Below are 26,952 nucleotides of genomic sequence, written 5' to 3'. Positions count from 1 at the left end.
AATTTGGGGAAAAATACCATGAATACCTTATAATTTAAGAGAATCTTCATGATATAGCTTAGTGATGAGAAAAGTTTCTGACGAAACAGACAACCACGATATGATTTTCCACAATTCCTTTTCATATTATACAATATTTCGAATGGGAAATAATGTATATATCTCAATTTATCATGATAATGCAATCTAGCTTCACTTTATAAAGTCTCTGCATGCAACTCGATCTCTTGTAAATACTCACCTAAATCTCGAAACAAAGAAATATTTCTAGTCTGCAAGATCAGCATCAGTTTTCTTTTCCATTGACTTGCACCCGGTAATCCAAAAGCCAAATTAAATACCGGCTTAATCAGTAAGCTTAGGGAGATTCCTTTATTATATTCTCCATACAGATAATCCAAATAACAATTAAATACTTGGCTGCGTGTGCTTGTTTGAGTTTCTGGGTAAAGTACTTGATGTATTTGGGCTATTTGAAAAGGGTTGTCACATGCTAAACGACCGAGCATTACTCCCTCAACATATTGCAGATGGCTATTGATCTCTTCTATTTTTGATATATTACCATTAATCACCACCGGAATCTCGGGTAGTTCTTTCTTAAGCCGATACACATATTCATAGTTAATCGGCGGTATTGTTCGATTTTGTTTGGGGTTTAAACCATTTAGCCAAGCCTTGCGAGCATGTACAATAACTTTTTGCACCCCAGCTTCAAGCAATTGATGTACAAAATCACTAAAAAACTCATAACTGTCTTGTTGATCTATACCTATTCTGGTTTTAGCGGTAACAGGTATAGTAGCCTCTTGTAGCATGGCTTGGATGCAAGCCACCACTTGTTTTGGTTCTCTCATTAAACACGCACCAAAACGTCCTGCCTGTACTTTATCACTTGGACAACCCAGATTAATATTCACCTCGTCATATCCCTCTTGCTCTGCGTATTGAGCACATTGAGCTAACGCTTTGGGGTCTGAACCTCCAAGTTGAAGTGCTATTGGATGTTCTCTATCATTAAATTGCAAACAGCGTACTGGATTATTTTGGATCGCCCCAGTAGTTTGCATTTCGGTATAAAGAAGTGCATGTGGAGCCAAAATACGCATAAAAACCCTAAAATGACTGTAAGTCCAGTCAATCATGGGGGCAATAGATAAAGGTGATAACAAAATGTTTGACACTATTATTCATCAATAAAAAAAGAGACAATTATAACCTGATCTAAAATATTTTGTACAAAATATAACTGAAAAACCAGCCTTGGTTCACGCAGCTGCATATTCACAATTATGCTTGATTTACAGTATTCATTGCTTGGATAAGTAATTGTAATCGTGTTCGACCTTGATAAAAGTTAATATCCAATTTATAAGCTGCATGTACATATTTAACTCTGTGATTTGGCCAAGATTTTAAGTCGACATTAAAAGCGATCGCATCTACTTGTTGATTACCTTGTGTTGTCGCCAAAGTCATTTTTAAATGATTTTTCCCAACCAATCGTTGATCCAAAACTTCAAACACATTATCAAAAATAGGCTCAGCAAATTGCTGGCCCCATGGTCCTGCCTGCTGGATTAGCTGCGCAACTTCAAGAGTAAACTCTTCAGGCTGTAATGGACCATCTGTAAGTAACTCTCCTTCACATTGTGACAAATCAATGTGTTTACTCACTTCAGAAATTAAGGCCTCTCGAAATGCTTTAAGAGAACGCGGGTTAATACTCAAGCCAGCAGCCATGGCATGCCCACCAAATTTATTAATAAGCCCAGGATGGTCCTTATCTATTGCCGCCAATACATCCCGAATATTTAAATCAGGAACTGAACGAGCGGATCCTTTCAACTCATCGTCACTTACTTCTGCAAAAGCAATAACAGGACGATGATAACGTTCTTTCATTCGTCCGGCTAAAATACCAATGACTCCTTGATGCCAGGTTTTATCAAAAAGACACAAAGCTATAGGCAAATGAGTACTGTTGTAATCAGCACTTAGAGCAAGTTTTTCCAATGCAAGCAACGCCTGCTCTTTCATTTCTGTTTCAATTTGCTTTCTTTCTTCATTTAATTCATCTAGTTGTTGACAATAATTTCTAGCGTGTTGCGGATCTGTGGTAATTAAACATTCAATACCCAAAGCCATATCGTCCAATCGCCCAGCCGCATTGAGTCTTGGAGCAATAGCAAACCCCAAATCGGACTCTCTAAGTCGCGAACATTCACGTCCAGAGACTTCAATTAATGCTTTAATTCCTGCACGACAAAGACCTTGTCGTATTCTTGATAGACCTTGATTCACCATAATGCGATTATTTTGATCCAGCCCTACAACATCAGCGACTGTCCCTAAAGCAACTAAATCCAAAAAACTCGCCATATTGGGCTCGATAATATTCATCTCACGAAACCAATTGGTATTAACTAAATGTCTACGCAGAGCCAGCATGACATAAAAGATAACACCAACTCCAGCAATCGATTTACTAGGAAACTTACAATCTCGCTGGTTTGGATTGACGATGGCACAAGCTTTTGGAAGATTTTCTCCTGGTAGATGATGATCCGTGATTAAAACATCAATACCTAACTGATTCGCCCTCTCCACGCCCTCAATACTAGCAATTCCATTGTCCACAGTGATAATCAAAGAGGGATTCCATTTGCTGGCCACTTCAACTATTTGTGGTGTTAAACCATAACCGAACTCGAAACGGTTAGGAACTAAATACTCTACATACTGAGCCCCCATTGAGCGCAACGCAGTAATAGCAAGTGCCGTTGAAGTCGCTCCATCGGCATCAAAATCACCGATTATTAAAATCCTATGCTGTTCACGTAATGCTTTTTCCAGGCGTAGACATGCCTTATCTATTCCCATTAAACTATCAAAAGGCAATAAAGCCTGAAGTTGTTTATCCAATTGAGAAAGCTCAGTAATTCCTCTGTTTGCGAATATTCGTTTTAATACGTCTGGAATATTGGGTAAATCCAATGATTGTAATGCTCGAGGCCGTTGTTTAATAAGCATGAATTAGTTTTCTCCATAAACGAACATACCAACGATCAGCACTTATAGAGTAAGCCTCATTGTTCCAATACCAATGAATAGGCATTTCATTCAATTCATTTTGATGTTGTTCACTAAGCACGGAAAACTCAGTAAGTAATAAAATTTGATAATCCTTAAGTGTTATTGATGGACTATATAAAGAAACTTGAGAACTACATATTTTTGCTATTGAATCAAAATGCCGGTCAACACAAATATTGATCGGCATTTTATTATTAAGTTTTGCACTACTCCATGTCCATAATCCATTTGCCAAAGATTGATTGGGTTTGGATGCAAAAAGCATTTGGCTTTCAGTGATAAACCGTTGCCAATACATCGTCTTATCCAGTTGCGCTAATTCGGGCATTAATGATTGATGTAATAAATGATGTGGTGGTTTTGCAGTTAATGAATATTTTTTATTATTGAGCAACCAGGTTTCTGCGTTATGGTAATGAAGAACTACATCTTCTTCTGCCAGATAGGCTGAAAACAAATCAAACCATGATTTTGCTTCATGTTCTTCAAGTTGCAGCTCACTACCCAATGCAACAATCATCGCGTCATTATGCGTTGCCTCCCAATAAACCGGAGTCAATACAACCCATTCACCTTCCAAATTATGGTATTGTCTTAATAAGTCAGCATAAGGTGGATCTGCAGGATCATAACCAAGACACAGCAAAAAATTGAGTAATACATTCCCTTCCGAATTTAGCGGTTTGGCACGTTCAGGAATGGAACTACATTCTGAGTTAATCACAACATACATATTTGTTCAGCCTTAATCAATCCATCTCTGCGAAACAATGCTTTTAAATTTCTTAATGCCTGGCGCATACGATCTTTATTTTCTATTAGACCGAAACGAACATGACCATCACCCTGTTGACCAAAGCCTATTCCAGGAGATACAGCCACATGAGCTTCTTTTAATAAATATTTACTGAATTCAAGTGACCCCATATGTTGATAATGAGCGGGAATTGGTGCCCAAACAAACATAGTTGCTTTAGGACGGGTAACTTCCCAACCAATTTCATTTAAACCATCGCAAAGGATATTACGTCGCTTTTCATACAATTCTCTAATTTCATGTACACACTCATCGGGACCATCTAAGGCGGCAATGGCTGCAACCTGAATTGGCGTAAATGTACCATAGTCTAAATATGATTTAATTCGAGCAAGTGCCGCAACTAATTCTTCATTGCCGCAAGCAAACCCTACGCGCCAACCTGGCATATTGTATGATTTAGACATTGAATAAGTTTCAATTGCTACATCTGTAGCGCCTGGAACTTGAAGTATAGAAGGTGCTTTATACCCATCAAATACAATATCAGCGTAAGCTAAATCATGAATCACCCATATTTTATGCTTTCTTGCTAAATCGATAATTTGCTTGAAAAACTCATAATCCACACAGTGTGTACTTGGATTTGCCGGAAAATTAATTACCAATGCTTTAGGTTTGGGCAAACTACGATTAATCGCATCTTCTATTGAAGCTAAAAATTGAGTTTCATTAATCAAGGGAATCTGTTTTACGTTGGCACCCGCAATGATAAATCCATAAGTATGAATGGGGTATGCTGGATCAGGAACTAAAATCGTATCCCCGGGGCCACTTATCGCTAATGCCAGATGAGCCAATCCCTCTTTGGAGCCAATGGTAGCTAATATTTGTGTTTCACTATTTAACTGTACGTCATAGTTGCGTTGATACCAGGAAGCCATAGAACGTCTTAGCCTCGGAATTCCTTTGGACATAGAGTAACGATGAGTATCTGGTCTTTGTACCGCTTCGATTAATTTATTTACAATATGTGGAGGTGTCGGCTGATCGGGATTTCCCATACCGAAATCAATAATATCTTCTCCACGCGCTCGCGCTTCTGTTTTTAATTGAGCTAAAGTATTAAAAACATAAGGCGGCAAACGATTTATACGTGGAAATTGACTCATAATATTGACCTCTGTAGTATACTTACAGTCACATATAATCCATTGAAGCACTCTAAACCATGAATATCAATTTAGAATCCGCAGAACTACACGCAGTGCAAGCTTATAGTGATAATAAAATTCAGATTAATTCCATTGTTTATGAAAGCAGTTTAATTGTTTCGAAAACAAAAATCATCAGTGATCTGCCAATTAAAGACATTCAAGGCATTGATGAGCACTATATGAATTTATTAACGCAATTTAAACCGGAAATCATCATCATTGGTCATGAACATACCGGAAAACTCCTGCCTCTGTCAATTATGAAACAGTTTGCAGCGCAACGAATAGGTATAGAGTGCATGTCCATAGGTGCAGCGTGTCGTACCTATAATGTTTTATTAAGCGAGCATCGTGCTGTTGTTGCTGGGTTTATTTTTAAATAAGGATAGCCTGGGTTTCGCTTTGCGATTCCAGGCTACAATACATTAGAATTAGATTTGTCTTCTCGCTTCGAGAACATTAGGAATTTGCTCCAGCTTTGTTAGTAGTCGAGATAGACTACTTAGTCCATCAACATCTACTGTTAAAGTGATATAAGCCATGTTCTCTTGTTTATTGCTTTGGGTTTGCAATGCATAAACATGTGCTTTTTCATTAGCAAGAAGCGAAGTGACGTCTTTCAACAGCTCTGAACGATCAAACGCTTTGATCAAAATATCGACCACATAGTTTTCACGGGTAGCACTTCCCCAACTTACTTGCAAGAAGCGTTGTTTTTGTCGTTCACTAGCATGAATAATGTTAGGACAATCTTGTCTGTGTACTGATACACCGCGTCCTATAGTGATGTAACCAATTACTGGATCGCCTGGTACAGGTTGACAACATCGCGCCATAAAAGTTAATAAATTTCCCACGCCTTCGATACGAAGATCACTTCCAGTAATTTCTGGTTTTGCCTGGGGTTTAACAAATCGTTCAAGATTGAGCTCTGAAGTAACAGGTGGCGTAAGCTTGCTAACAATTTGACCTATTTTGATATCACCACGTCCTAGATTGGCATAAAGATCATCCAGTTTTTTGAAATGGAGAGCTGTTACAACTTCATTAAGTCTATCAGATTTTATTCCTAATGATTTCAATTCCTTATCAAGCAACTCACGCCCATCTTGAATGTTTCTATCGTAATCTTGCATCTTAAACCAATGCAAAACCTTAGCTTTAGCTCGCGATGTTTTGAGATAATTTAAATGAGGGTTGATCCAATCACGAGAAGGTTTACTTTCTTTTCCAGTCAAAACTTCGACTTTATCGCCTGTTTTCAGTTGATAAGTCAATGGTACAATATGTCCATTTATACGTGCACCGCGACATCGGTGCCCCAAATCACTATGAACGTGATAGGCAAAATCTAAAGATGTTACACCCTGAGGTAAATCAAGAACATCTCCGTCTGGAGTAAAAACATAAACCCTGTCTTCAAGAAACTCTGTGGTAGTACTTTCGGGAACACCTTTATTACTTGCCATTTCTCGATGCCAAGCTAATACATCACGTAGCCATTCAATTTTACGCTCATGGCTTTGTTTTTGTTTGAAGCCGCCTTCTTTATACTTCCAATGTGCTGCGACCCCCATTTCTGCCAAATCATGCATTAAAAATGTTCTGATTTGCACCTCAAAAACTCTTCCTTCAGGGCTTTTTACAGCAGTATGCAACGACTGATAGCCATTAGATTTAGGATTAATAATATAATCATCAAACTCAGCTGGGATTTGCTTCCATAGCGTATGTACCATACCTAAGACTTCATAACATTGAGGCTGGGTATCGACAAGAACTCGTACTGCAGTAGCATCATAAATCTCATCAAGAGATACATTCTTGCGCGTCATTTTTTTATAAATACTATGGATGTGTTTTGAACGTCCATAAACAGCAAAATGTTCTATCCCATTTGCTTTAATCTGCTCATTCAACTGAGCAACAATAGCATCAACAAAACTATCGCGCTCTAATCGCTTTGCTTTAAGGCCTTTGGCAATCGCTTTATACTCCTCAGGATGTAAATAACGAAAAGCCATATCCTCCATTTCCCATTTTATAGCCCCAATTCCAAGTCTATTGGCCAAAGGAGCATAAATTTCCATCGCTTCAGTAGCTAATTGCTTACGTAATTCTTCAGATAAATGCCCAGCAGTTCTTAAAACACATAGACGCTCAGCAAGTTTAATTAATACAACCCGAACATCATCTACCATGGCCAGTAACATTTTACGAATGTTATCAATTTGTTGTTTATTTTGTGGGTATTTATTTAATCCTTGGAAACTGTGCATCGCGCTCATGCGCTCTATGCCCTTGACCAACTTCGCAATATTAGGACCTAATTGCTCCACAACATCATCGATGGATAAATCAGCATAGTGCACGTTTTCAAAAATAATTGCTGCAGCAAGTGTTTCTTGATCAACCTCAAGATCTGCAAGCAAATCTGCCATAGACAATCCTTGTTGCAAACATGATTGTCCTGTTTCCGTAGCATGTTCTTGTCCTGCAAGTTGACTTAAGGTACATGCACTACGAATGAGTTCAAGATTATCCAAATACCCCTTTGCACCTAACTGATGAAGCCATAAATCAACATCGATGCTTCCATCTTCGCACAATGGGACAGTATCTTTTACTCTAACCATCAGTTTTATCCTTTTTAAACAATGCGATTGATTCAACATGAGCAGTATGGGGAAACATATCCATTACCCCTGCTTTTACCAGCGTATAGCCCTTTTGGTTAACTAATATATCTGTATCACGAGCTAATGTTACGGGATTACATGATACATATACAATACACTCTGGATTAATTGAATCAATTTGTTTCACAATTTCAAGAGCACCAGAGCGAGGTGGGTCAATTAATACTTTATTGCAAGGTTGCTGAACCAGTTTTTTTACTTCATTCACATCATCCAAATTTGCAGCATAAAAGTCTACATTCTCGATATGATTAAGTTTTGCATTCATATATGCTCTTTCAACCATATTTTTACTACCTTCGACACCAAGTACTTTGGTACAAAACTTGGCCATTGGAAGTGAAAAATTACCCAGCCCACAGAATAAGTCTAGCACTATATCTGTACTTTTTAAGTCCATAAGCTGCATCGCTTGTGACACCATAGAACGATTTAACGCTGAATTTACCTGGGTAAAATCTGTTGGATGAAATGAAAAAGTAATTTGATACTCTGGCAATGTATATGTGAGGTATTCTTTTGATTTAGAGGGATAAAAACAATAGACACTGTCGGGACCACCTGGCTGAAGAAAAATTGTATATTGGTATTCTTCAGCAAATTTTTTAATACTCAACTCATCGTCAAAACTTAAAGAGGTTAAATTTCTAAAAATAAGAGCAATCTCCTCGTCCCCTGCAGCAACTTCAACTTGTGCGATGCAATGTTTATCTTGCATTGAGTCAATCAATTGTCTTAATGGAATAATATCGGCATCGAGTTTTGCATTTAAAACAGGACATTGAGTGATTTCAGTAATAAAACGAGGATTACTACGCTCTCTAAATCCAACCATTGAAGCTTGTTTTTTCTCTACATAACGAACGCTTAGCCGAGCTTTATTCCTGTAATTCCAATACCCCGATACTAAAGGTGGCAGCACAATTTGGGGTTTAGTATGTCCATATCGTGACAATAAATCGAGCAGTTGATCTTGTTTAAAATGAATTTGTTCTTCTTCACTCATGTGCTGTAATGAGCAACCACCGCACATAGAATAATGAGGGCATTTAGGCTCAACACGTAAAGAGGATGGCTCAAGAACTTTAAGTAAAAACCCTTCATCAAAATCTTTTTTTATCCTGGTATATTGAAACTCAACAAGTTCGCCTGGTAGAGCACCTTGAATAAAAGTTGCTTTACCATTAATACGCGCAATACCTTTTCCATCATGGCTTAAATTATCAATTTGAGCAGTTTGAGTGGTAGGATTAAGTTTGGACTTTGCTCTTCTCATGAAATGTTCTCAACAAATAAATCTATAAATCAACATGAATAATCAATTGCAATCGTTGGAAAAAGATTGCATTTTTCAGTACGATAGAGAGTACCACAGGCAATTTATATTTGTCATGGTAATTTGTTACGACAAAACCCATGATGTACAAGTTAACTTCACTATTATAGCGCTGCATAAAATAACTTGTTTTATGCTCTGCTTTACTTCATTTTAACAAAGGCTAACAATCCTTTTTTATTGGTTAATTTTCAGACAGACCCAAATGCGCTTATTTATCAAGTAATTCATAGTACTATTCACAGTGTTATCCACAGATTTTGTGGATAAACCTTACTTTCACTACATCAATAAATAAAAATGATTTGGCTCTGTACAAGGCTTATATTAATTTTTAATGGGATACAGCAAGAAATGTAGGATTTTTCTAGAAGAGTTATCCACAGGGCAGGGGAAATTATGGACTTTAGAAAATTGGTCGTACATAATAACAAATAAAAAATTAAAAAACAGTCTTGACAGAATATTTTTATAAAAAATAGGAACAATAGATTCTAGTAGAAATTCCCCTTTATGCTGGAATACAATATCTCGAACGTAGTGATACTAACCATTCAAATAACGGAGACATAAATAATTACCGATTTTATTATGGGTTTGAGATTGAATCCTGAAAATCCAATTCAAATCTTATCCATTCCTTAATCCTTCGTACGTACTCGTTTTAACCAACTTTTTAATTCAGGCCAAAAAGCGATGATACCTATGATAAGCGTAAATAAAATAACTGCGATTACCATTTGAACGATAGGAAACCTCAGTTCATCATGTGCAACAAACCAGCTTGCGATTGCTCCTGAAACCACTAAAAGTAATCTTAAAAACAACTGAATCATATATAACTCCAGATAGTTTATGTATCTAAAACCAGATTCAACGTATGTTTTGCAATCATGTACTCTTCATTTGTAGGAATAACACCAATGAAGATTTTACTATTAGGATGACTTATTACTGCCGCATTTTTAAGATTTGCATCTTCATCCAGGATTACACCCAACCAAGCAAGACGCTCACATATTTTTTTTCTTACTGGTGCTGAGTGTTCGCCAATTCCGGCAGTAAAAATAATTGCGTCGCATCCTTGTAAACTACTGGCTAAAGCACAGAACTCTCGTGCTGCCCGATAACAAAATAAATCAACAGCTTCTATTGCCTTGGCTTTCTTGCTGGATTGAAGTTCACGCATATCACTGCTAATTTCAGAAACCCCCAAAAGACCTGATTTCTTATATAAAATGGTATTAACCTCTTCTACAGATAATTTCTTTTCCTGAAGTAAATACAAAATTACTCCTGGATCCAGTACGCCACAGCGAGTGCCCATCATTAAACCATCTAAAGCAGTGAATCCCATAGAGGTTGTAACACTTTTACAATGTTCCATGGCACACATGCTCGCACCATTACCAAGGTGGGCAACAATTACTTTTTTATCTTTGATTTGCTCAGGCAAAACGGAGGCGATATATTCATAAGAAATACCGTGAAAACCGTAACGAATAATACCCTCTTCACTTAATACCCTGGGTATAGCGAAAAGAGTAGCCAGCTTATCTTGAGTTTGATGAAATGAAGTATCAAAACAAGCTACTTGTGGCAGTTCAGGATAAAGTTTCAATATGCTTTCAATGATCGCCACATTATGGGGTTGATGGAGTGGCGCTAAAGGATTTAAAGACGCTAGTTTTTTAATGGAATCTATATTAATCAATGCTGGAGTTTGAAAAAAATGTCCTCCATGAACTACTCGATGACCGACCGCTTTTAAAAAATAGCGCGTTGGAAGATTTTTGAGCCATTCAAATAAATAACTCAATGCAGATTCATATCCAGGTGATGAAATCGATTCCTTAGCAACTTGTTCATGCTTTTCATTGGAAACGGTAATTTTAGGATTATCCAGAATACTTTCTATTTCGCCGTGATATATTAACGTTAAAGAAGAAATAAAAAGACTGAATTTAATGCTGGAAGAGCCGGCATTAATCACTAGGATAGCTTCATCAAATTGTTTTAATTTCATTATTTCTTTCTTCGTGCATACAATAAAGCCATAACACAGGATGCTTTTCTAGATAACTCATCACTACCACGACTGGTAAGAATAATGGGAACATGAGCGCCCAATACCATTCCTGCAGCTTCGATACCCGATAAATAAGTCATTTGTTTATAAAGCATATTGCCTGATTCAACATCAGGAACTACTAGGATATCCGCATCACCAGCAACAGGAGAAAAAATACCTTTTTCACGCGCTGACTCCATAGAAATAGCATTATCAAATGCTAATGGACCATCTAAAATACCCCCAGTAATCTGTCCGCGCTCAGCCATTTTACACAATGCGGTTGCATCAAGTGTCGATGGAATTTTTTCATTTACAGTTTCAACTGCAGAAAGAATTGCAACTTTAGGTGTGCCTAGCTCGAGTGCGTGAAAAAGATCAATCGCATTTTGCACAATGTCGCACTTTTCTTTGAGATTAGGAAATAGATTGATTGCCGCATCCGTCAAAAAAATAGGTTTGGGGTAATTAGGCACTTCTAGGGAAAACACATGACTCATACGACGTCCAGTACGCAATCCATTTTCCTTGGCAACGATCGGTTTCATTAATTCCTCAGTATGAAGTTTTCCTTTCATTATTGCTTCAACTTTTTGTGTGGCTGCTAATTTTACCGCTGTTTCAGCCGCTTCATTGCTATGTACTGTAGGAATAAGCTCATAAGCCGAAATATCAATATTGGCTTCTTTTGCGGCATCAAGAATTTTCTGTTTCGGACCAACGAGAATAGGTGTGATTAATCCCTCTTCGGCGGAAGCAATTGCGCCTTTAAGTGACAGTACATCAACTGGGTGTACCACGGCAGTTATCAGTGGTTTTAAGGAATCTTTTGCCATAATTAAGTTTTGATACCAATGCTCCTGCTTTGGTTTAAGTTCCACTTTAGGTAATTCAACACGTTCTCTTCTAATTTTGGTTGTTGGCGCTATAACCGTTGCAAGACCGCTAATTACCGTTTTACCCAGTTGATTAACCCCCTTGCAACTCAGCTCAACAATATGTTTTCCAGGTATTTTTTTTACTACTTCAAGTGTAATTGTAATTGTGTCGCCTAAGGTCACTGGATGTTCAAATTTTAAAGTTTGCTCCAGATAAATGGTCCCAGGTCCGGGCAACTCAGTTCCTAAAACAGTAGATAAAAGCGACGCGCCCCACATTCCATGAGCGATAATTTTATGAAACATATCATTTTTAGCATACTCTGCATCAACATGCGCTGGATTTACATCCCCTGACATGACGGCAAAAAGATCTATATCGTCCGGAGTTAATGTACGTACTAGGCTTGCTGATTTACCAATGGTTAGTTCATCAAAGACGTGATTTTCAATGTAGCTCATCTGTATGCCTGTTATAATAAAAATTTTATAATCCACCTGGGAATGTGGGCGCTATTTATAACGTTAATCATAGTGCCCCACAATAAAACCCATGGGGCGTTGAGTATTTATTTCGCAGTTTCTATTTTAACGTCTCGAGATTTACCTTTAGCTTCTGCCTTTTTAGGTAATTCTATCCAGAGCATTCCCTTTTTAAAAGTTGCTTTGGCTTTATCTACATCAATTGTTGAGGGTAAAGAGAGTGAACGCTCATATTTACCATAACTAATTTCTCTGGAGATATATTTTTTCTTTTCATTTTTTTTGGAAGTTGATTTTTCACCTGTAATAATAAGCGAATTACCACTTAAAGACACATTAATGTCTTTTTCATCCATGCCAGGCATTTCCATCTGGATGGTAAAGTGATCTTTATCCTCAACAACATCCATTGAGGGCATAAGATTAAGATTTTCGAACTGCTCCAGGCTTTTGCTTGGTGCAAACATTTCATAAAAATCATGAAATACCTTATCAACTTCCTGTTGAAGACTTAAAAAAGGATTATGGGGATGTTCAATTGAAATAGGGGTACCCTTCTTCCATTTTAGTAGCGCATTCATGTTATCGACTCCGTCCAATTAATTTCCATTAACGTTTGCAAATACACCAAGTACAGTTTGATATACAAAAGTTATTTGTCAAGTCAAAATATTTTTTATTTGGTCTACATTTTAATAAATATCATTGAACTTATAGTTCAATACGATTTAAGGAAAAAATATTATGATGCATGCTATGGTTATGGAAAAATCTGGCCAAAAGTTAATCTATAAAGAAGTAAAAAAACCTGAACCTCAAGAAAATCAAGTACTCATCAAAGTTCACACCTGTGGCATTTGTCGTACCGATTTACATGTTGTGGATGGTGAATTAAACAATCCCAAGCTACCTCTGATTCCAGGCCATCAAATTGTTGGCACCGTTGAAAAGGTTGGTTCTATGAATACCAATTTTGCCATTGGACAACGAATTGGGGTTCCATGGTTAGGTGGAAGTTGTGAAAAATGTCCGTTTTGTTTATCAGGACGTGAAAATCTTTGTGACCAGGCGCAATTTACTGGTTATCAAATCGATGGTGGCTTTGCAGAATATTGTGTAGCTAATCTGCGATTTTGTTTTCCTATACCCGATGGTTATTCTGATGATCAAGCTGCTCCGCTATTTTGTGCAGGATTAATTGGGTACCGTGCCTTATTGAAAACAAATAATGCCAAACATTTGGGGCTATATGGATTTGGCGCAGCGGCACATATTCTTATTCAAGTAGCAAAAAAACAGGGGCGAACAGTTTATGCCTTTACGAGTCCAGGTGATAGTCAAGCTCAAGAATTTGCCTATAAGTTAGGTGCAGTATGGGCAGGAGACTCAAATCAAGATGCACCCCATTCTCTTGATGCGGCAATTATTTTTGCACCCGTAGGGGCAATTGTCCCGCTTGCGCTTCATAATACAGTAAAAGGCGGAATAGTAGTCTGTGCTGGAATTCACATGAGTGATATTCCCAGTTTTCCCTATAATTTCCTTTGGGGAGAAAGAACACTTTGTTCTGTAGCCAATCTCACAAGAAAGGACGGTGAAGAATTTTTATCGCTGGCACCGAAAATTCCTGTTAAAACAGAAGTTCATACGTACCCATTAAGTCTAGCCAATCAAGCACTTGAGGATCTACGTCGTGGGCGCTTTACAGGCGCAGCAGTTATTAAGATTTGAAATCAAGTGACGCCACTTTTACTCAATCCATTGCCTAAAAATATTACAAATACAACATTATTCCCTATGTAGAATACGCTCTGAAAAAAACAACCATACGTTCTTGCTTTGCCCCATAATATTTGGGAGTATCGACGTCGAGGATTTCCATTTTACTCATCAAAGGGAATTATTATGTTTCAACAAGCAATAGTGCGAACACCATCAACCAGTTTGATTCATGGATTAACATCTGCAAAAGAGTTGGGTCAACCTGATTATATTAAAGCCTTAGAGCAACATCAAAGTTACATCAACGCATTGATTCGCTGTGGTCTAGAAGTAACTGTTTTACCTGCATCAGATGCGTTTCCTGATTCTTGTTTTGTTGAAGACCCTGCACTTCTTACAGACAGATTTGCCGTCCTCACTCGTCCAGGTGCACTCTCAAGACAGGAAGAGGTCAATTTAATCGAACCGTGTATTCAAACTTTTTATAAAAATAAAACCCACAAAATAGAAGCACCTGGAACTTTGGAAGCAGGTGATGTCATGCAAATTGAAGATCATTTCTACATAGGGCTTTCACAACGCACCAATAAAGAAGGTGTGGCGCAATTGACTTCTTTATTGGCACAATATGGTTTCAAAAGTACAGTGGTCGAACTTAAAAAATTTTTACATCTAAAAACGGGGGTTTCATACCTTGGAAATAAATGTTTACTGGTCAATGGAGAATTAGTTAACCATCCGGCATTTAAGTCATTTGACCAATTAATTATTGATGATAGTGAAGCGTATGCCGCCAATTCTATTAATGTTAATAATACCGTCATTATGCCTCAAGGTTTCCCCCGTTCTATAGAAATGGTTCATAATTCAGGCTTCCAAGTAATCACTACAGATGTAAGTGAATTCCGTAAAATAGATGGTGGCTTAAGCTGTTTATCTCTGAGATTTTAATGAATAAAAAGCTTACTGTTTTTAGTTTGACCTTAATGACCGTGGGTTCGGTAGACAGCATTCGCAATTTGCCTGCCGCGGCATTAGTTGGAACAGATATTTTTTGGTATTTCGGTCTGGCTTTATTATTCTTTTTATTACCCAGTGCCATTATTGCAGGCTGGTTTTCCTCCAAATCCCATGAAGGAATTTATGGGTGGGTAAAAAATAGCTTGGGAAAAAAAGCGGGATTTATCGCTATTTGGTTTCAATGGATGCAGAACATTCTTCTTTATCCTACCTTTTTCAGTTTTATAGCCGCTGCATTTCTGTATTGCATTAATCCAAATCTTACTGAAAATAAAACACTTCTTTTTATTATAATTAATATACTTATCTGGTGTTTGACTTGGATTAATATAAAAGGATTTCATTTATCCAATCGATTGACTGTTTTTTGCTCCATATTTGGCCTTTTACTCCCCTTTATATTAATTTTGACTATTGGATTCATCTGGGTAATTGTACATCCTCATTCTCTGAAACATATAACACCTTCTCATCAAGATTCATGGGCATCCCTAACAGCAATCATCCTTTCTTTTTGTGGTATTGAGATTGCTGGTGTTCATGCACAAGATTGCAAACCTGGAGCATTACCCAAAGCTATTGCTCTTTCGGTAATTATTATTTTTGGTACGATGCTCTTTGGTTCATTGACTTTGGCTTTACTACTCTCGCCGAATCAATTAAATTTTGTTAGTGGTATCCCTCAGCTCTTTCAAGTTTTTTTTACTAAAATCCAATTTGCGAAACTGAATTTAATTGTTAATGTTTTAATCATCGTGGGTTGTATTGGTTGCGCCAATAATTGGCTTATATCGCCAGTGAAAGGTCTCTTGTTTGCAAGTAATGAGCACAATAACTCAGTAAAACAATCCACCTCTGGATTACTGATCATGCAGGCATGTGGCGTAACATTAATAAGTTCCCTTTTTTTATTATTACCAAGCATTAATACATCCTATTGGTTCATGATAACTCTGGCGACTCAAATGTATTTGTTTATGTATGGGTTTATGTTTGCTGGTGCAATACGATTAGCCTGGCAAGAGAAAAAGCACTTTTCCTGGTTCATCATTCTTTCATCTATTCTCGGATTTATTGGCATTACTATTTCAATCGCAGTCAGTTTTAACCCTCCTACCTCGATAAAATATGGCTCGTTATTGCATTATGATTTATTCATTATTATTTGTTTGATACTCATCACTGCCTCATCGATTTTATGGAAAAAAATTCTTTATTATAGAATGACGAACGAATCTCCTGGAGGGTTTATGTGAGCTCAATCCAGAAGCCAACGAGACCACGAGTTAATATCATGATTTATCAGTTTATTACTGAAACTATACTTTACTTTAAAGGGGAAAAAGCCTATAATTTGTACAGGCATTATTCTACTGGAGCTCTCTTGTGCCCAATACATTCCCTGCTCAATCAGTCCCAATGACATTGAATTCGAGTCAACTTGAACAATGGTTTGCAACTATAGAAAGAGACAATTCACCGAATACAACCGAAACAAATTCTCATTTAGCCACTCAATTTCTTGCACGTTTTGGACTAAGAGAAGCCACCCAGGTGGTTGAGTTTCTGAAAACAGCCGGCGGAAACGAAACTATAAATATGATAGTCCAGGAACTAATGAAAGAAGAGGCGCAAACTCAATTAATTAGAGAGAGCGCTGCAGATGAACTGCTTAGACAGCAACGTTTGCTCTGTCTTCTTATGGCAATAATTGCCAAGAATAAAGCACATGTAGAACATGTTAACGAATTAAGCCAACTTCAAATAGATGAAAAGCTTAAAGAAATGAAAGCTGAGGAAAAGAAGAACTCTTCAATTGAACTGAATATCGCGGATGCCAATATTCGAGCCAACCAAATTCTAAAACTTGAAGAAGAACAGAGAAAACTTGAAAGCGAATTAACTAACTTGGAACAAGAGCTACAAGAGCTTGAAGACGAAGTGTTGTCAATGGAAGAAAATAATGCTGATATTGCCGACTATCTGGAAGAACTCAACGACTTTCTTCCAATACTTCTATTAAACGATCAACCTATAGCTCAATATGTTACGCTTGCAAACACCCGTGTAACATCACTATCAACAGAGTTAGAGACCCTTAGAGCACTGCAAAGAGAACAAGAGCCTACTGCAAGCAATGTTGATAGAGGACAAGAATCAACCGCACACCCCCTTGATAGAAGAATGCAACTTTTGGAGGAGCGACTTGCTTTATATCAATCTCAACTAAAACAACCGCCTCAAACTCGTGAAGAATTATGTCAACAATTAATCGATCGGGTTAAAGCTCGATTAAATGAGCAAGCAGCGTCAAACGAAGAAATACTATTGCCTAGGCATCGCGCAGGCCAAATAGAAGGTTTAAGATTGCAAGAACGCGGATTATCACAAGCACTGCAACTTATAAGAAAAGAAAAAATTCTCCTTAACGCTCAGTTAGAGCCAGTTAACGATTTCAGTCAAGCACAATTTATTATTGAGCCAAGTCAAAAGACTCGTTATCGACGGTTTGGAGACTCATATGCTGTCTTTACAGAAAATATGGATCCCGATCATGCCAGTGAACAGGACTTGTTACAGGCCAAACTAAACTATGAAAAGCTAAAGCCAGATATTTGTACCGTTAACTTTTTCCACAATAACCGCGAGCTAACTCAAGCAAAAATTCTTAGGACTCGTTCTCAAAATTGCCAAAGTCGATTACAAGACTTGATGAGCCGTATAGATAGTAATGAAGCAAAAAAAATACAACTTATTCAAGCGCCAACTCCTTTCACCTTATCACCAAAGCCACAACCAAAACCAACAGCTCCTAAACTTGAACCTAAAAGCAGCTACTCGCTCATGTTAAAGTGTTTGGTGCCAACTCATGCTCCTGCTCCTCGTCCTGAAGATATTATTAAAGCGAGAACTGCACTTGAGGCGGTAGTTCAACCAGGACGCAAACGCGAATTAAAAAAACTAATAAGCGAAGTGAAGCCAGGGCAAATTATGACTCCAGATGCACGGCTTGGTTGGCTCTATCGATTTAAAAAGCTGATACCAGATCTTCCTGTACCGGAATTAGATTCGAGTTTAAAAAGTCCGCGAAAATAAATGTTTCTATAAATACCAGAAATAATGTATTTTAATTAGGTATATTTTGAGCGATCTGAGCCTTTCTAACTCAGATCGCCAGTAATCAAAGAAATTTGAGCTCAAATATTTAATTCTTTCGATAATCTATTTGACAATATCTAATACTAATTGTTACTATCAAGAATCAAACAATTTATTTCACACTCTGACACATTTATGAACAATGGCCTACAACATCAATTAACCTTAAACTACTCTGCTGGGTTGGTGTCTGCTATTGTTTCTGTCGTTTCTGTGGTGGTCGTGGTCTTTCTCTCCTCACCCTAGAGTTGCGTTTTTGATTATTCGGCCTCTCTAGGGGAAGGCCAAATAATCAGGCGATATGACTTTAACTATTTTGAGGAGATAAACCTTGGAAACCGCACTAGATGCAAAAGCATCGCAAAAACAAAAAACAATCACCAGTCGCGCTATTTTTATAATTAGTTTGTGTGCAGCATTTTTATTTTATAAGTACATTCTCCAAAACTTTCCAAGTGTAATGCCTCAACAGTTGATGGATACATTTCACCTCCAAGGTTTAGGACTTGGGGTCTTATCGGGAGTGTACTTCTGGACTTATCTTATCGTACCTCTATTTGTTGGAATTATCCTCGATCACTATGGCACGCGATGGGTAACTACAGGAGCCATTTTTTGTTGTGCTTTTGGAATATATATTTTTTCTCAAGCTCAGGATTTAAATACCGCTATTTTGGGGCGTTCTTTAACGGGTGTAGGTGTTTCCTTTGCCTCCATCGCTTATTTCAAATTAGCAGCAGTATGGTTTCCAAAAAAATATTATGCTTTGCTGACCTCACTACTTGTTACTGCTGCAATGATCGGTGCTATTTTCGGACAAATGCCACTGGCATGGCTGGTTAGCCAAATAGGATGGAGAGCTAGTTTAGTTGATGTGGCCTGGATGGGTATAATTTTAGCGTTCTTGTTCTTATTTATTGTTAAAGATAAACCATCCGTTGCCATTGAATCATCAATATCAGAAACACAGCATGCATCTAAAAATCCACATCTATGGCAAGATATTTTATTAATTGTAAAAAACAAACAAAACTGGCTGTTAACCGGATATAGTGGTTTAGCATTTTCTCCCATTGTTATTTTTTGTGGTTTATGGGGAAATCCTTTTTTACAAAAAGCGTATCATTTAGATAAATTGGTTGCACCCTCACTCATTTCATTAGTATTTGTAGGATTAGCGATTGCATGCCCCCTATTTGCTTTATTTATTAATCGAATACAAAATCGCTGCGCATTTATTTTTTACAGTACTTTAGTTTCTGCATTATCAATTAGTTTGATAATCTTCGCACACCCTATGCCGATTTGGCTACTGAGTGTATTGCTTTTTCTCTTCGGTTTTAGTTTGGGAGCATTTCCAATAGTATTTGTAATCGGAAAAGAATCAAATCCGTTATATCTGGCAGGTACAGTAAGTTCTTTAATCAATGCCAGTGATGCGTTTTTGGATGCAATTACTGAACCAGCAATAGGGAAACTGCTTGATACGTTTAGCAATGCGGGTAGTTCTCATGATTTTTCACTATTTAGTTATCATATTGCATTAGCTACTTTACCTCTATATCAAATAATTGGAGCATTTCTGATGCGATGGGTGAAAGATGAACATCATACAGTTCATTAAGTATGCTATGAATCAATGTACTAACAGCTAAAAAAATTCCCGCGAAAGCGGGAATCCACTTTTCGAATGAGCTTATTAAATACTCTCAACATGAACATAGACCCAAGCAGATATACCTGAAGCCAACTTCACTTTGACCCGTTTATAATCAGCAACCTCATAAGAATCTGCCTTTTCTAACTCTTCAGTACTCACATCAAATACCATACCCGCAACATTATCTGTAGATCTTCCAGTATAAGTAATGATCGGATGCTCTTCTTCACCACTTGTCGCAATGACACTGGAGTCTTTAATCTTAACTTTAGACATACCAAATCCTGGCAGACTATCGACCTCTCCCTCTAATTTTCGTCCAAAATTACTCAGTTGCACTGCTTCATATCGCAAAGTTCCATAAGAAAATAGTTTCTCAATATTCATCGTTTCTACCTATTTAAATAATAGGTCGATTATCCAGTTTTTATCATTAATGACAAGATAAATATGCTTACTAGTTTCTTATAGAATTCAATTTTTAATTGAATCTTTATTATGTTTTTAATTACTAATTAGTGATTTCTATTTTGATGCGCGTTTGAGCTTGCTACGACCTTGTTACGGCCCATTTTTTTAGCCTGATAAAGTGCTTCATCTGCTTTTGATATTAAATCATCGACTCTTTTACCATCATAAGGATAAAAAGCGATACCGATTGATATAGTAACAGAAATAGGTTGTTCCCTATTGATTTCAATTGCAAATTTTTCAATTGATGCACGTAATGTTTCTGCCTTGGATTTAGCATGATCCAAATTACTAGTTCGTAAATAAATCATGAATTCTTCACCACCCCAACGACATACCAAGTCATCCTCTCGACATATTTGCCGTATTTTTGCAGCAAACTCAAAAAGAACCTGATCACCAATCAAGTGCCCATAGGTATCATTAATTTTTTTAAAATAGTCGATATCAATTAATAAAAGAGCAAATGTAAATGGACTATCTTTCGATTTTAAAATTTCTTTTTGTAAGTACTCTTCAAAAAAGCGCCGATTATAAACACCTGTTAAACTATCTTGGGTAGACTGAGTTTTCAAAACATCACGAAGCTTAATATTGTAAAGACTCAGTGCAGACTGTTCGGAAATAATTTGCGCCAAAGCAATTAATCGTTGATTGTCGGTATTTAGGCCAAACTCCATGTAAAACAAGCCTAACATTTCATTTTGGGCTAACAAAGGCAAGCATGCATAACTTTTAGGCTTTTTCTCAGCTTTTTTAATATGATTACACAATAGCCCTTCAGTTGAATCAGAAATAGAATAGGATTGGTGTCGTAATAAAGACAAACAATCGTTGGGTGTAAAAAGAAATAAATTAGAAACAGGCTCACCCCAGCTTAAAACTCTACTAATCACGTTCAAATTATCAGATGAAATAAGATAAACAATTCCAGATGTACCAGATAGGATACGTTTGCTGTAATTTTTAATTATCTCAATCGCATCGTCCATAGAAAGACTGGATTGCAACAAACTCATTAATTCCTTCAACAACTCCAGTTCTTTATTTTGCATTTCAAGACTTTTGACGAGATTTTCAAGTTCTATTTTAGATTCCTCAAGTTTTCGTTCATTTTGAATACGCTGATGAACATTGATTGCAAAATGACTTACACCAATAAGATTGCCATCTGAATCATGAATCGGATTATAATGTATTTCAAAGTCCAATCCGTCATATCGTTTGTCTTTAAATGACTCAATTACAGTAAATGCGGTACCTTTCATTGCTTTTTCCCAAAGCGACACCGATTTTTTTTGATTTTCGGCACTCATTTTCTGTAAAAGGACACTGAAATTCATGCCAACTTCTAGATCAACTTTGAAAATACGATAAATTTCGCATTTATACATCGTATTAAAAGCAATGAAATTGTAATTCAAATCAATTGCGGCAACTAAATCACTACTGCCTTCTATAATTCCTTGCAAACGCTCACGAGCATTTGCTAATTCTACTTGTGTTCGCTTTAATTTTTCAGAGTTCTCTCTTATAAACTGGAGTGAATAAATCAAAAATCCAGAGAGCAGAGCCATAATTACTCCAATAATTAAGATCATGGCAGGAAAAAAGGAGGTAATAACCTGTTCGTAAAGTGTAATAGAAGGCCAAAGGATTATTTTCCAAGTTTGACCATATGTGGGAAGAACAATAATATGTTGCCAACTCTGATAAAATTTATTATCTCGAGCATTCGTATATAAAAGACCTGAGGAATCATAGATACTCAAATTATATCCTTGAATATCCATTTTCTTTAAAAGATCTTCCAAAAAAGTTTCAGTATCAAGAATACCGACCATAAAACCTTGAAAATGATTGTCATTATACAAAGGACTTAACAATAAGAGCACCTTTTCTTGCCCATCAAGCTCGAACTGAGAGCTCATTTGCAGTTCATTTTTTGTCGAACTCTTTAATAGTTCTTTACGTCGCTCGACATCACTGTAAAGATTATATCCTTTGATCTGTTCATTACCCTCTTCAGGTGTAATCCAACGTACGTTATATTTATTGTCTAGCCATTCAATTGCGCGATAACCAGGTTGATCATGAATATAGTGCATTACATCCTTACGCCATTGGCTTTCAGATGTTGCTTGATCACTTTGCCAACGTTGGGCGATTCTCGAAAAATAGGACGTGATCTCTTGTAAACGAGATTCAATCACATCTTCTACATTTTCAACTTTTAACTCTAATAACATATTTAATGAATTTTCTTGGTTTTTTTTAGTGAACTGCCACCCTAAAATAGTGATGTTTAAAATGACAAAAACGGTTATTAATGGAAGAGATATGCGAGAGTGTTTTATATTTTTTGAATTAATGTAAGAAATTATTCCCAGACTTAAAAGTATCAGACCAACAGCAGTATAAATTGAAATTTTCATCCATCGTCCAGCACCAAAACGTGTTGTGAAATCAATGAAATGATCAGCCGCGCCAATAAATCCCAAACTTAAAATAAAGAATACACCGAATAAACTCAGCCAAAGCCAATTGGTAGAAAAATTAAATGAAACAATTAAAAAACAAAGGGCAGTAATTATAAAACTCAATGCAACACCAGGAGCCGCGGAACCTGGATATTGAGCGGGGTCTAACTCAAAAATCTTGATAAAAAATGCATCTATACCGAGACCAACATTTAAAATGTGCTCATATAAAATAAGTCCAGCAGATAATAAAAGAATACAACTAAGAATTCGGCTGATTTGTGTTAATTTTTTATTTAAACAAATTAAAGATAAACCAGAAAAAATAAAGCCCAAAGCCGTACCCGGTCTCATAAAGAGATATCCAGGCAGATCAACTGATAAATGAGGATTGAAATACCAAGCAAGTAAATCCAAAAAACCCATGAGGGAACAAATTCCCCCAATTAGATATGTAACGATCCTATAGTATACCTTTTCATCCATATACATTTCCTTAGCTATAAAAAATAGTATAAGCGAAAGAACTAATTATAGATACAATTGGAGGTATACTCTCAATACAGAAACTTAATTTAAAGCAAGTACTTACAGACTACACTATGAGGAAGGACTGCCCTCTAAACTGTATTCATCTAATGCTAACAAGATTTTTTCTTCAAGTGATTTGGCTTTATCTAAGGGTTTATTCACGCCATTGATAATGATAGAAAAAATAAATGTTTTTTCATGCGGATTAATCATAAAACCTGATAATGAAGATATATCATGCATTGAACCGGTTTTGGCATAAACCTTTTTCTCAAGCATGGTTTTCTTCATCCTCTCCTTTAAGGTTCCTGAAACACCGGATTGGGGTAGTGCTTTGAAGAAAATATCTTTCATTGCTTGATCATGATAAAGATCGCTAAGCAAGACTACCATTTGCTCTGGGGTCACCAAATTATAGCGAGTTCCCTCACCATCAACTATATCCACTTGCGACATATCCAAATGGGTATGTTCCGATAATATTTTTTTAATAGCAAAAGCACCTTCTTTATGCGTTCCTTTTCCACTTAGAGAATAGCCTAGCTTTTTGGTAAGGCTGTTTGCATAGAGATTATCCGATTGTTGTAACATATGAGTAATCAGCTTACTCAGTGTTTTTGATTGATAGCTCGCAATAAAATCAGTATCAGCAGGAGATGTTCCGATATTAATTTTTCCTTTCAGAGCTATCCTGTTTGTATCTAAAGTTTTGTGGATCACTTGCTTTACTAATAAGATAGGATCAGGGATAGCAAGCTCTATTAATTTTGGATTTTTCTCCTGAATCATACATCCATATAATCGAATGGTATTATTGGCTTTCATTTCAAGATTCAAACTACAATGATCTTTCCCCTCTTCTTTACTTACTGTTACTACTTCATTAACAACCGTCAATGCTTTAAGCGATGTTTTCGGTTTAATCTCGGCGGGTTTACCTGGTTCTTTCGCACTAATGAGCTCATAAGCCGCTTTATTTTCATTCAATATTGCAGCAGTATCAGGAGCCGCGTAATACCACCCTAAATCGTCATAAGAAGTTCCACTTGGATAATTTGGAGTTTGATATTGCGAACTATCAATTATTACATTTCCTTTTATGGAATTTATATTATTTTTTTTCAAGTTCAGCATTAGCGAAGTTAAATTATCTGCAGTAAACGAGGGAGAGCCTGTAAATTGAACATAGTAATCGTGCTCTTTTCGAGAAAGCGTTGTTATAAAGCGATAATCGGGTTTTAATTGATATAGTGCTGCTGCAGCGGTAAGTAATTTCATGCCACTAGCTGGAGAAAGTAATTTATCCGCATTCCTGCTGTAAACTACCCGGCCAGTTTCCGCCTCTTTGATGAGGATACCAACGGTTGCATGTGGTAACTTTTGTGCAATAATCCCATCTATTTTCTCTGAAAGCGTTTGAGAATTTCCTATCTGATTGAAGAAAAAAGCGGCAAAGAAACATAAATAATTAGAATAGCGCACGACATTTACCCTAATAAGATACATGATATATAGCTTCACCCATTCAGAGGTGAAGTGCAACCCCCAATCCAAGTATTTTGGTCAAGACGTCAAATACTCTAACTATCTTTATGGAATCATAATATTATTAAACAGTCTTTATGTAAGAATTTTATCCTCTATAACTGCATTTGTTTCCTCTACTACAGAAATAACATGCTCATGGCGTGTTGGACACAACAGTCTTTGAGATGAGTAAAGAATCAAAATACTTAAGGGTAATAGACTCAAGAGATCAAAGGGAAACTTTAGAATTCCTATGCCACCAAAAGCACCTAAATAGGAAACTGCAAGTATGGTAACCATGTAAAATATGAACCAGTATAAAAGTGAACTATTATCCCAGGAGTTTTGGCGATGGTAGATATAGTAAATTAGAATACCCACCAGTAAAGCAATATCCAACTTCCATATGATCGAATATCCGCACCAATATAGCATTAAATTGCAAAAGTAAAATGCAACATGCGAACAAACCAGGGCTCCTGAAAGTCTAAAGGGTCTCGGTGTTAATGGCTGTAATTTACGCATTGCCAAAAGACATATTGGACCAATACTGTAAGAAAGAATACTTGCAGAAGATAGAAATGCCACTAATTTCTGCCATCCTGGAAATGGGAGAAACGAAAACATTCCAACTATCAAATTTGCATAAAGAGTCACATAAGGAATCTTATGACGATTTACCTTTAAAAAAATTTTGGGTAAATGCTCATTTAATGCCATTCCATATACAATTCGTGATGTTGCAGCAGTATAAACCAAGGTTGTGCCAAAAGGAGAAAAAGCGGCGTCTATCATCAGCAAAGTGGCTACAACCCCTAAACCTAAAAGCAAAGTTAAGCCCACTAAGGGCCCGCTATCTCCGGGATAACTCAGAGCTTGCCAGCCATGTGTTAAATATTTTTGCGGCACTGCGGCAATAAAACTTAATTCCAGCATGAAATACAAAATAAATCCAATCAGTACGGCACCTAAAATAGCAATGGGTATATTTCGTTGCGGATTTTTTACCTCTCCTGCCAATACCAAACCATTTTGAAATCCAGTAAAAGCAAACGCAATACCTCCTGCTGATAGTGCAGTAAAAATATTTACCCAACTTTCTTTATCAGACAAACTAATTTTGACGTTATCAAGCGTTGGTGCAACATGAAGCAAGGAAACGATTGCAATACTTGGTAATATAAATTTAATGATACTTGCATATTTATTACACTCAACAAGCAATTTAATTCCATAGGAGTTCAACATCACAACTAAGAGCATGATCCCCAGTGCTACAACATAACCATATCCGGAAAGTGTGAATGCTGTTGAATTTTTAACAATTAATATTGGAAAAAAATGACTTGAGTACTGCAGAATTGCCTGTATCTCTATGGGAGTCATGACAACATAAGACAGCCATGATGTCCACGCAAATAAGAACCCAACTTCCTTTCCATGGGTAAAAGTAGGATAATTAGACATCCCTCCAGAAATTGGAAACATTGTACCCAGTTCACATAGCGGTAGCGCAATAAAGATCATAAAAACAGCAGCAATAATCCATGAAATCAATGAATTGCTACCCGCCATTTGGGCACTAATAAACGGGCTGAACAACCACCCGGATCCAATCATTCCGCCAGCAGAGGCAATTAGAATATTAGTCGTTGAAATATCCCGTTTTAACATAAAAAACCTGTATGGAAGGTTATACCCCAATTTAGCAAGAAAGTAGTTCATTATACAAGTTTTAATAAACCAATATATTGTAAATACTTCTTAAAAGTCTAATATTATCACCTAATTACGTTTACATGGTTTCTCAGATTAGGTCATAATTGCAATATACTTTCTAAGTCA

General features: G+C 36.8%; 20 protein-coding genes. 6 read left to right on the top strand and 14 right to left on the bottom strand.

What is annotated here, in order from left to right; translation table 11 throughout:
* Positions 1-197: 197 nt before the first annotated feature.
* The 4 genes from dusA to alaC all read right to left on the bottom strand — a co-directional run bounded on the left by dusA (position 198) and on the right by alaC (position 5,025).
* Positions 198-1,184, bottom strand: coding sequence for a tRNA dihydrouridine(20/20a) synthase DusA (gene dusA / locus BW930_RS04165; protein ID WP_076547481.1), 987 nt, complete (start codon positions 1,182-1,184; stop codon positions 198-200).
* A 106-nt stretch (positions 1,185-1,290) separates the two neighbouring features.
* Entirely contained in the window at positions 1,291-3,033 is a 1,743-nt protein-coding gene (gene recJ, locus BW930_RS04160) for a single-stranded-DNA-specific exonuclease RecJ (RefSeq protein WP_058469536.1), read from the bottom strand.
* A complete protein-coding gene (locus tag BW930_RS04155; protein WP_058469535.1) occupies positions 3,023-3,829 on the bottom strand; it encodes a hypothetical protein in 807 nt (268 codons plus the stop codon). The genes recJ and BW930_RS04155 overlap by 11 nt, the downstream gene beginning before the upstream one ends.
* Positions 3,817-5,025 (bottom strand): alanine transaminase, encoded by a 1,209-nt coding sequence (alaC, locus tag BW930_RS04150; RefSeq protein WP_058469534.1) that lies wholly within the window; start codon positions 5,023-5,025, stop codon positions 3,817-3,819. The genes BW930_RS04155 and alaC overlap by 13 nt, the downstream gene beginning before the upstream one ends.
* 59 nt (positions 5,026-5,084) lie before the next feature.
* Here alaC and BW930_RS04145 point away from each other — a divergent pair, with 59 nt between their 5' ends.
* Positions 5,085-5,453, top strand: a complete 369-nt coding sequence (locus BW930_RS04145; RefSeq protein WP_058469533.1) for an Mth938-like domain-containing protein — start codon at positions 5,085-5,087, stop codon at positions 5,451-5,453.
* 48 nt (positions 5,454-5,501) lie between these two features.
* Here BW930_RS04145 and relA read toward each other — a convergent pair whose 3' ends face one another.
* From relA to BW930_RS04115, 6 genes are all read right to left on the bottom strand, one after another.
* A complete protein-coding gene (relA, locus tag BW930_RS04140; RefSeq protein WP_058469532.1) occupies positions 5,502-7,706 on the bottom strand; it encodes a GTP diphosphokinase in 2,205 nt (734 codons plus the stop codon).
* A complete protein-coding gene (gene rlmD, locus BW930_RS04135; RefSeq protein WP_058469531.1) occupies positions 7,699-9,045 on the bottom strand; it encodes a 23S rRNA (uracil(1939)-C(5))-methyltransferase RlmD in 1,347 nt (448 codons plus the stop codon). The genes relA and rlmD overlap by 8 nt, the downstream gene beginning before the upstream one ends.
* 701 nt (positions 9,046-9,746) lie before the next feature.
* Positions 9,747-9,941: a hypothetical protein gene (locus BW930_RS04130; RefSeq protein ID WP_058469530.1), complete on the bottom strand. Its 195-nt coding sequence runs from the start codon at positions 9,939-9,941 to the stop codon at positions 9,747-9,749.
* Between the two features lie 17 nt (positions 9,942-9,958).
* On the bottom strand, positions 9,959-11,131 hold the full coding sequence (locus tag BW930_RS04125) for an acetate/propionate family kinase (RefSeq protein WP_058469529.1): 1,173 nt from the start codon (positions 11,129-11,131) through the stop codon (positions 9,959-9,961).
* Positions 11,131-12,516: a bifunctional enoyl-CoA hydratase/phosphate acetyltransferase gene (locus BW930_RS04120; RefSeq protein ID WP_058469528.1), complete on the bottom strand. Its 1,386-nt coding sequence runs from the start codon at positions 12,514-12,516 to the stop codon at positions 11,131-11,133. The genes BW930_RS04125 and BW930_RS04120 overlap by 1 nt, the downstream gene beginning before the upstream one ends.
* 107 nt (positions 12,517-12,623) lie before the next feature.
* Positions 12,624-13,118, bottom strand: a complete 495-nt coding sequence (locus BW930_RS04115) for an Hsp20/alpha crystallin family protein (RefSeq protein WP_058469527.1) — start codon at positions 13,116-13,118, stop codon at positions 12,624-12,626.
* A 166-nt stretch (positions 13,119-13,284) separates the two neighbouring features.
* Between BW930_RS04115 and BW930_RS04110 the strand changes: the two genes are divergently transcribed.
* The 5 genes from BW930_RS04110 to BW930_RS04090 all read left to right on the top strand — a co-directional run bounded on the left by BW930_RS04110 (position 13,285) and on the right by BW930_RS04090 (position 20,062).
* Entirely contained in the window at positions 13,285-14,268 is a 984-nt protein-coding gene (locus tag BW930_RS04110; RefSeq protein WP_058469596.1) for a zinc-dependent alcohol dehydrogenase family protein, read from the top strand.
* Positions 14,269-14,442: 174 nt separating this feature from the next.
* The gene (locus tag BW930_RS04105) at positions 14,443-15,210 is read left to right on the top strand and encodes a dimethylarginine dimethylaminohydrolase family protein (protein WP_058469526.1); all 768 of its coding nucleotides are present in this window, start codon (positions 14,443-14,445) and stop codon (positions 15,208-15,210) included.
* The gene (locus tag BW930_RS04100; protein ID WP_058469525.1) at positions 15,210-16,535 is read left to right on the top strand and encodes an APC family permease; all 1,326 of its coding nucleotides are present in this window, start codon (positions 15,210-15,212) and stop codon (positions 16,533-16,535) included. The genes BW930_RS04105 and BW930_RS04100 overlap by 1 nt, the downstream gene beginning before the upstream one ends.
* A 130-nt stretch (positions 16,536-16,665) precedes the next feature.
* On the top strand, positions 16,666-18,375 hold the full coding sequence (locus BW930_RS04095) for a hypothetical protein (RefSeq protein WP_058469524.1): 1,710 nt from the start codon (positions 16,666-16,668) through the stop codon (positions 18,373-18,375).
* Between the two features lie 394 nt (positions 18,376-18,769).
* Positions 18,770-20,062 (top strand): MFS transporter, encoded by a 1,293-nt coding sequence (locus BW930_RS04090; RefSeq protein WP_058469523.1) that lies wholly within the window; start codon positions 18,770-18,772, stop codon positions 20,060-20,062.
* A gap of 75 nt (positions 20,063-20,137) precedes the next feature.
* On the opposite strand, the gene BW930_RS04085 is transcribed toward BW930_RS04090, so the two are convergent.
* From BW930_RS04085 to BW930_RS04070, 4 genes are all read right to left on the bottom strand, one after another.
* Positions 20,138-20,485 carry a gamma-glutamylcyclotransferase family protein gene (locus BW930_RS04085; protein WP_058469522.1) on the bottom strand — a complete coding sequence of 116 codons (348 nt, stop codon included), beginning with the start codon at positions 20,483-20,485 and terminating at the stop codon, positions 20,138-20,140.
* A gap of 128 nt (positions 20,486-20,613) precedes the next feature.
* Positions 20,614-23,535, bottom strand: a complete 2,922-nt coding sequence (locus tag BW930_RS04080; protein ID WP_058469521.1) for a diguanylate cyclase — start codon at positions 23,533-23,535, stop codon at positions 20,614-20,616.
* Positions 23,536-23,649: 114 nt separating this feature from the next.
* Positions 23,650-25,062: a D-alanyl-D-alanine carboxypeptidase/D-alanyl-D-alanine endopeptidase gene (dacB, locus tag BW930_RS04075; protein WP_058469520.1), complete on the bottom strand. Its 1,413-nt coding sequence runs from the start codon at positions 25,060-25,062 to the stop codon at positions 23,650-23,652.
* Between the two features lie 138 nt (positions 25,063-25,200).
* Positions 25,201-26,781, bottom strand: coding sequence for an APC family permease (locus BW930_RS04070; RefSeq protein WP_058469519.1), 1,581 nt, complete (start codon positions 26,779-26,781; stop codon positions 25,201-25,203).
* Positions 26,782-26,952 lie beyond the last annotated feature (171 nt).

Source organism: Fluoribacter gormanii, from assembly GCF_900156395.1.
Classification (GTDB): domain Bacteria; phylum Pseudomonadota; class Gammaproteobacteria; order Legionellales; family Legionellaceae; genus Legionella; species Legionella gormanii.
This window is presented reverse-complemented; position numbering and strand designations above follow the sequence as displayed.

Coding starts and splice junctions, on each gene's coding strand:
- recJ (WP_058469536.1), bottom strand. CDS start 3,033: ATGCTTATTAAACAACGGCCTCGAGCATTACAATCATTGGATTTACCC.
- BW930_RS04155 (WP_058469535.1), bottom strand. CDS start 3,829: ATGTATGTTGTGATTAACTCAGAATGTAGTTCCATTCCTGAACGTGCC.
- alaC (WP_058469534.1), bottom strand. CDS start 5,025: ATGAGTCAATTTCCACGTATAAATCGTTTGCCGCCTTATGTTTTTAAT.
- BW930_RS04145 (WP_058469533.1), top strand. CDS start 5,085: ATGAATATCAATTTAGAATCCGCAGAACTACACGCAGTGCAAGCTTAT.
- relA (WP_058469532.1), bottom strand. CDS start 7,706: ATGGTTAGAGTAAAAGATACTGTCCCATTGTGCGAAGATGGAAGCATC.
- rlmD (WP_058469531.1), bottom strand. CDS start 9,045: ATGAGAAGAGCAAAGTCCAAACTTAATCCTACCACTCAAACTGCTCAA.
- BW930_RS04130 (WP_058469530.1), bottom strand. CDS start 9,941: ATGATTCAGTTGTTTTTAAGATTACTTTTAGTGGTTTCAGGAGCAATC.
- BW930_RS04125 (WP_058469529.1), bottom strand. CDS start 11,131: ATGAAATTAAAACAATTTGATGAAGCTATCCTAGTGATTAATGCCGGC.
- BW930_RS04120 (WP_058469528.1), bottom strand. CDS start 12,516: ATGAGCTACATTGAAAATCACGTCTTTGATGAACTAACCATTGGTAAA.
- BW930_RS04115 (WP_058469527.1), bottom strand. CDS start 13,118: ATGAATGCGCTACTAAAATGGAAGAAGGGTACCCCTATTTCAATTGAA.
- BW930_RS04110 (WP_058469596.1), top strand. CDS start 13,285: ATGCATGCTATGGTTATGGAAAAATCTGGCCAAAAGTTAATCTATAAA.
- BW930_RS04105 (WP_058469526.1), top strand. CDS start 14,443: ATGTTTCAACAAGCAATAGTGCGAACACCATCAACCAGTTTGATTCAT.
- BW930_RS04100 (WP_058469525.1), top strand. CDS start 15,210: ATGAATAAAAAGCTTACTGTTTTTAGTTTGACCTTAATGACCGTGGGT.
- BW930_RS04085 (WP_058469522.1), bottom strand. CDS start 20,485: ATGAATATTGAGAAACTATTTTCTTATGGAACTTTGCGATATGAAGCA.
- BW930_RS04080 (WP_058469521.1), bottom strand. CDS start 23,535: ATGGATGAAAAGGTATACTATAGGATCGTTACATATCTAATTGGGGGA.
- BW930_RS04070 (WP_058469519.1), bottom strand. CDS start 26,781: ATGTTAAAACGGGATATTTCAACGACTAATATTCTAATTGCCTCTGCT.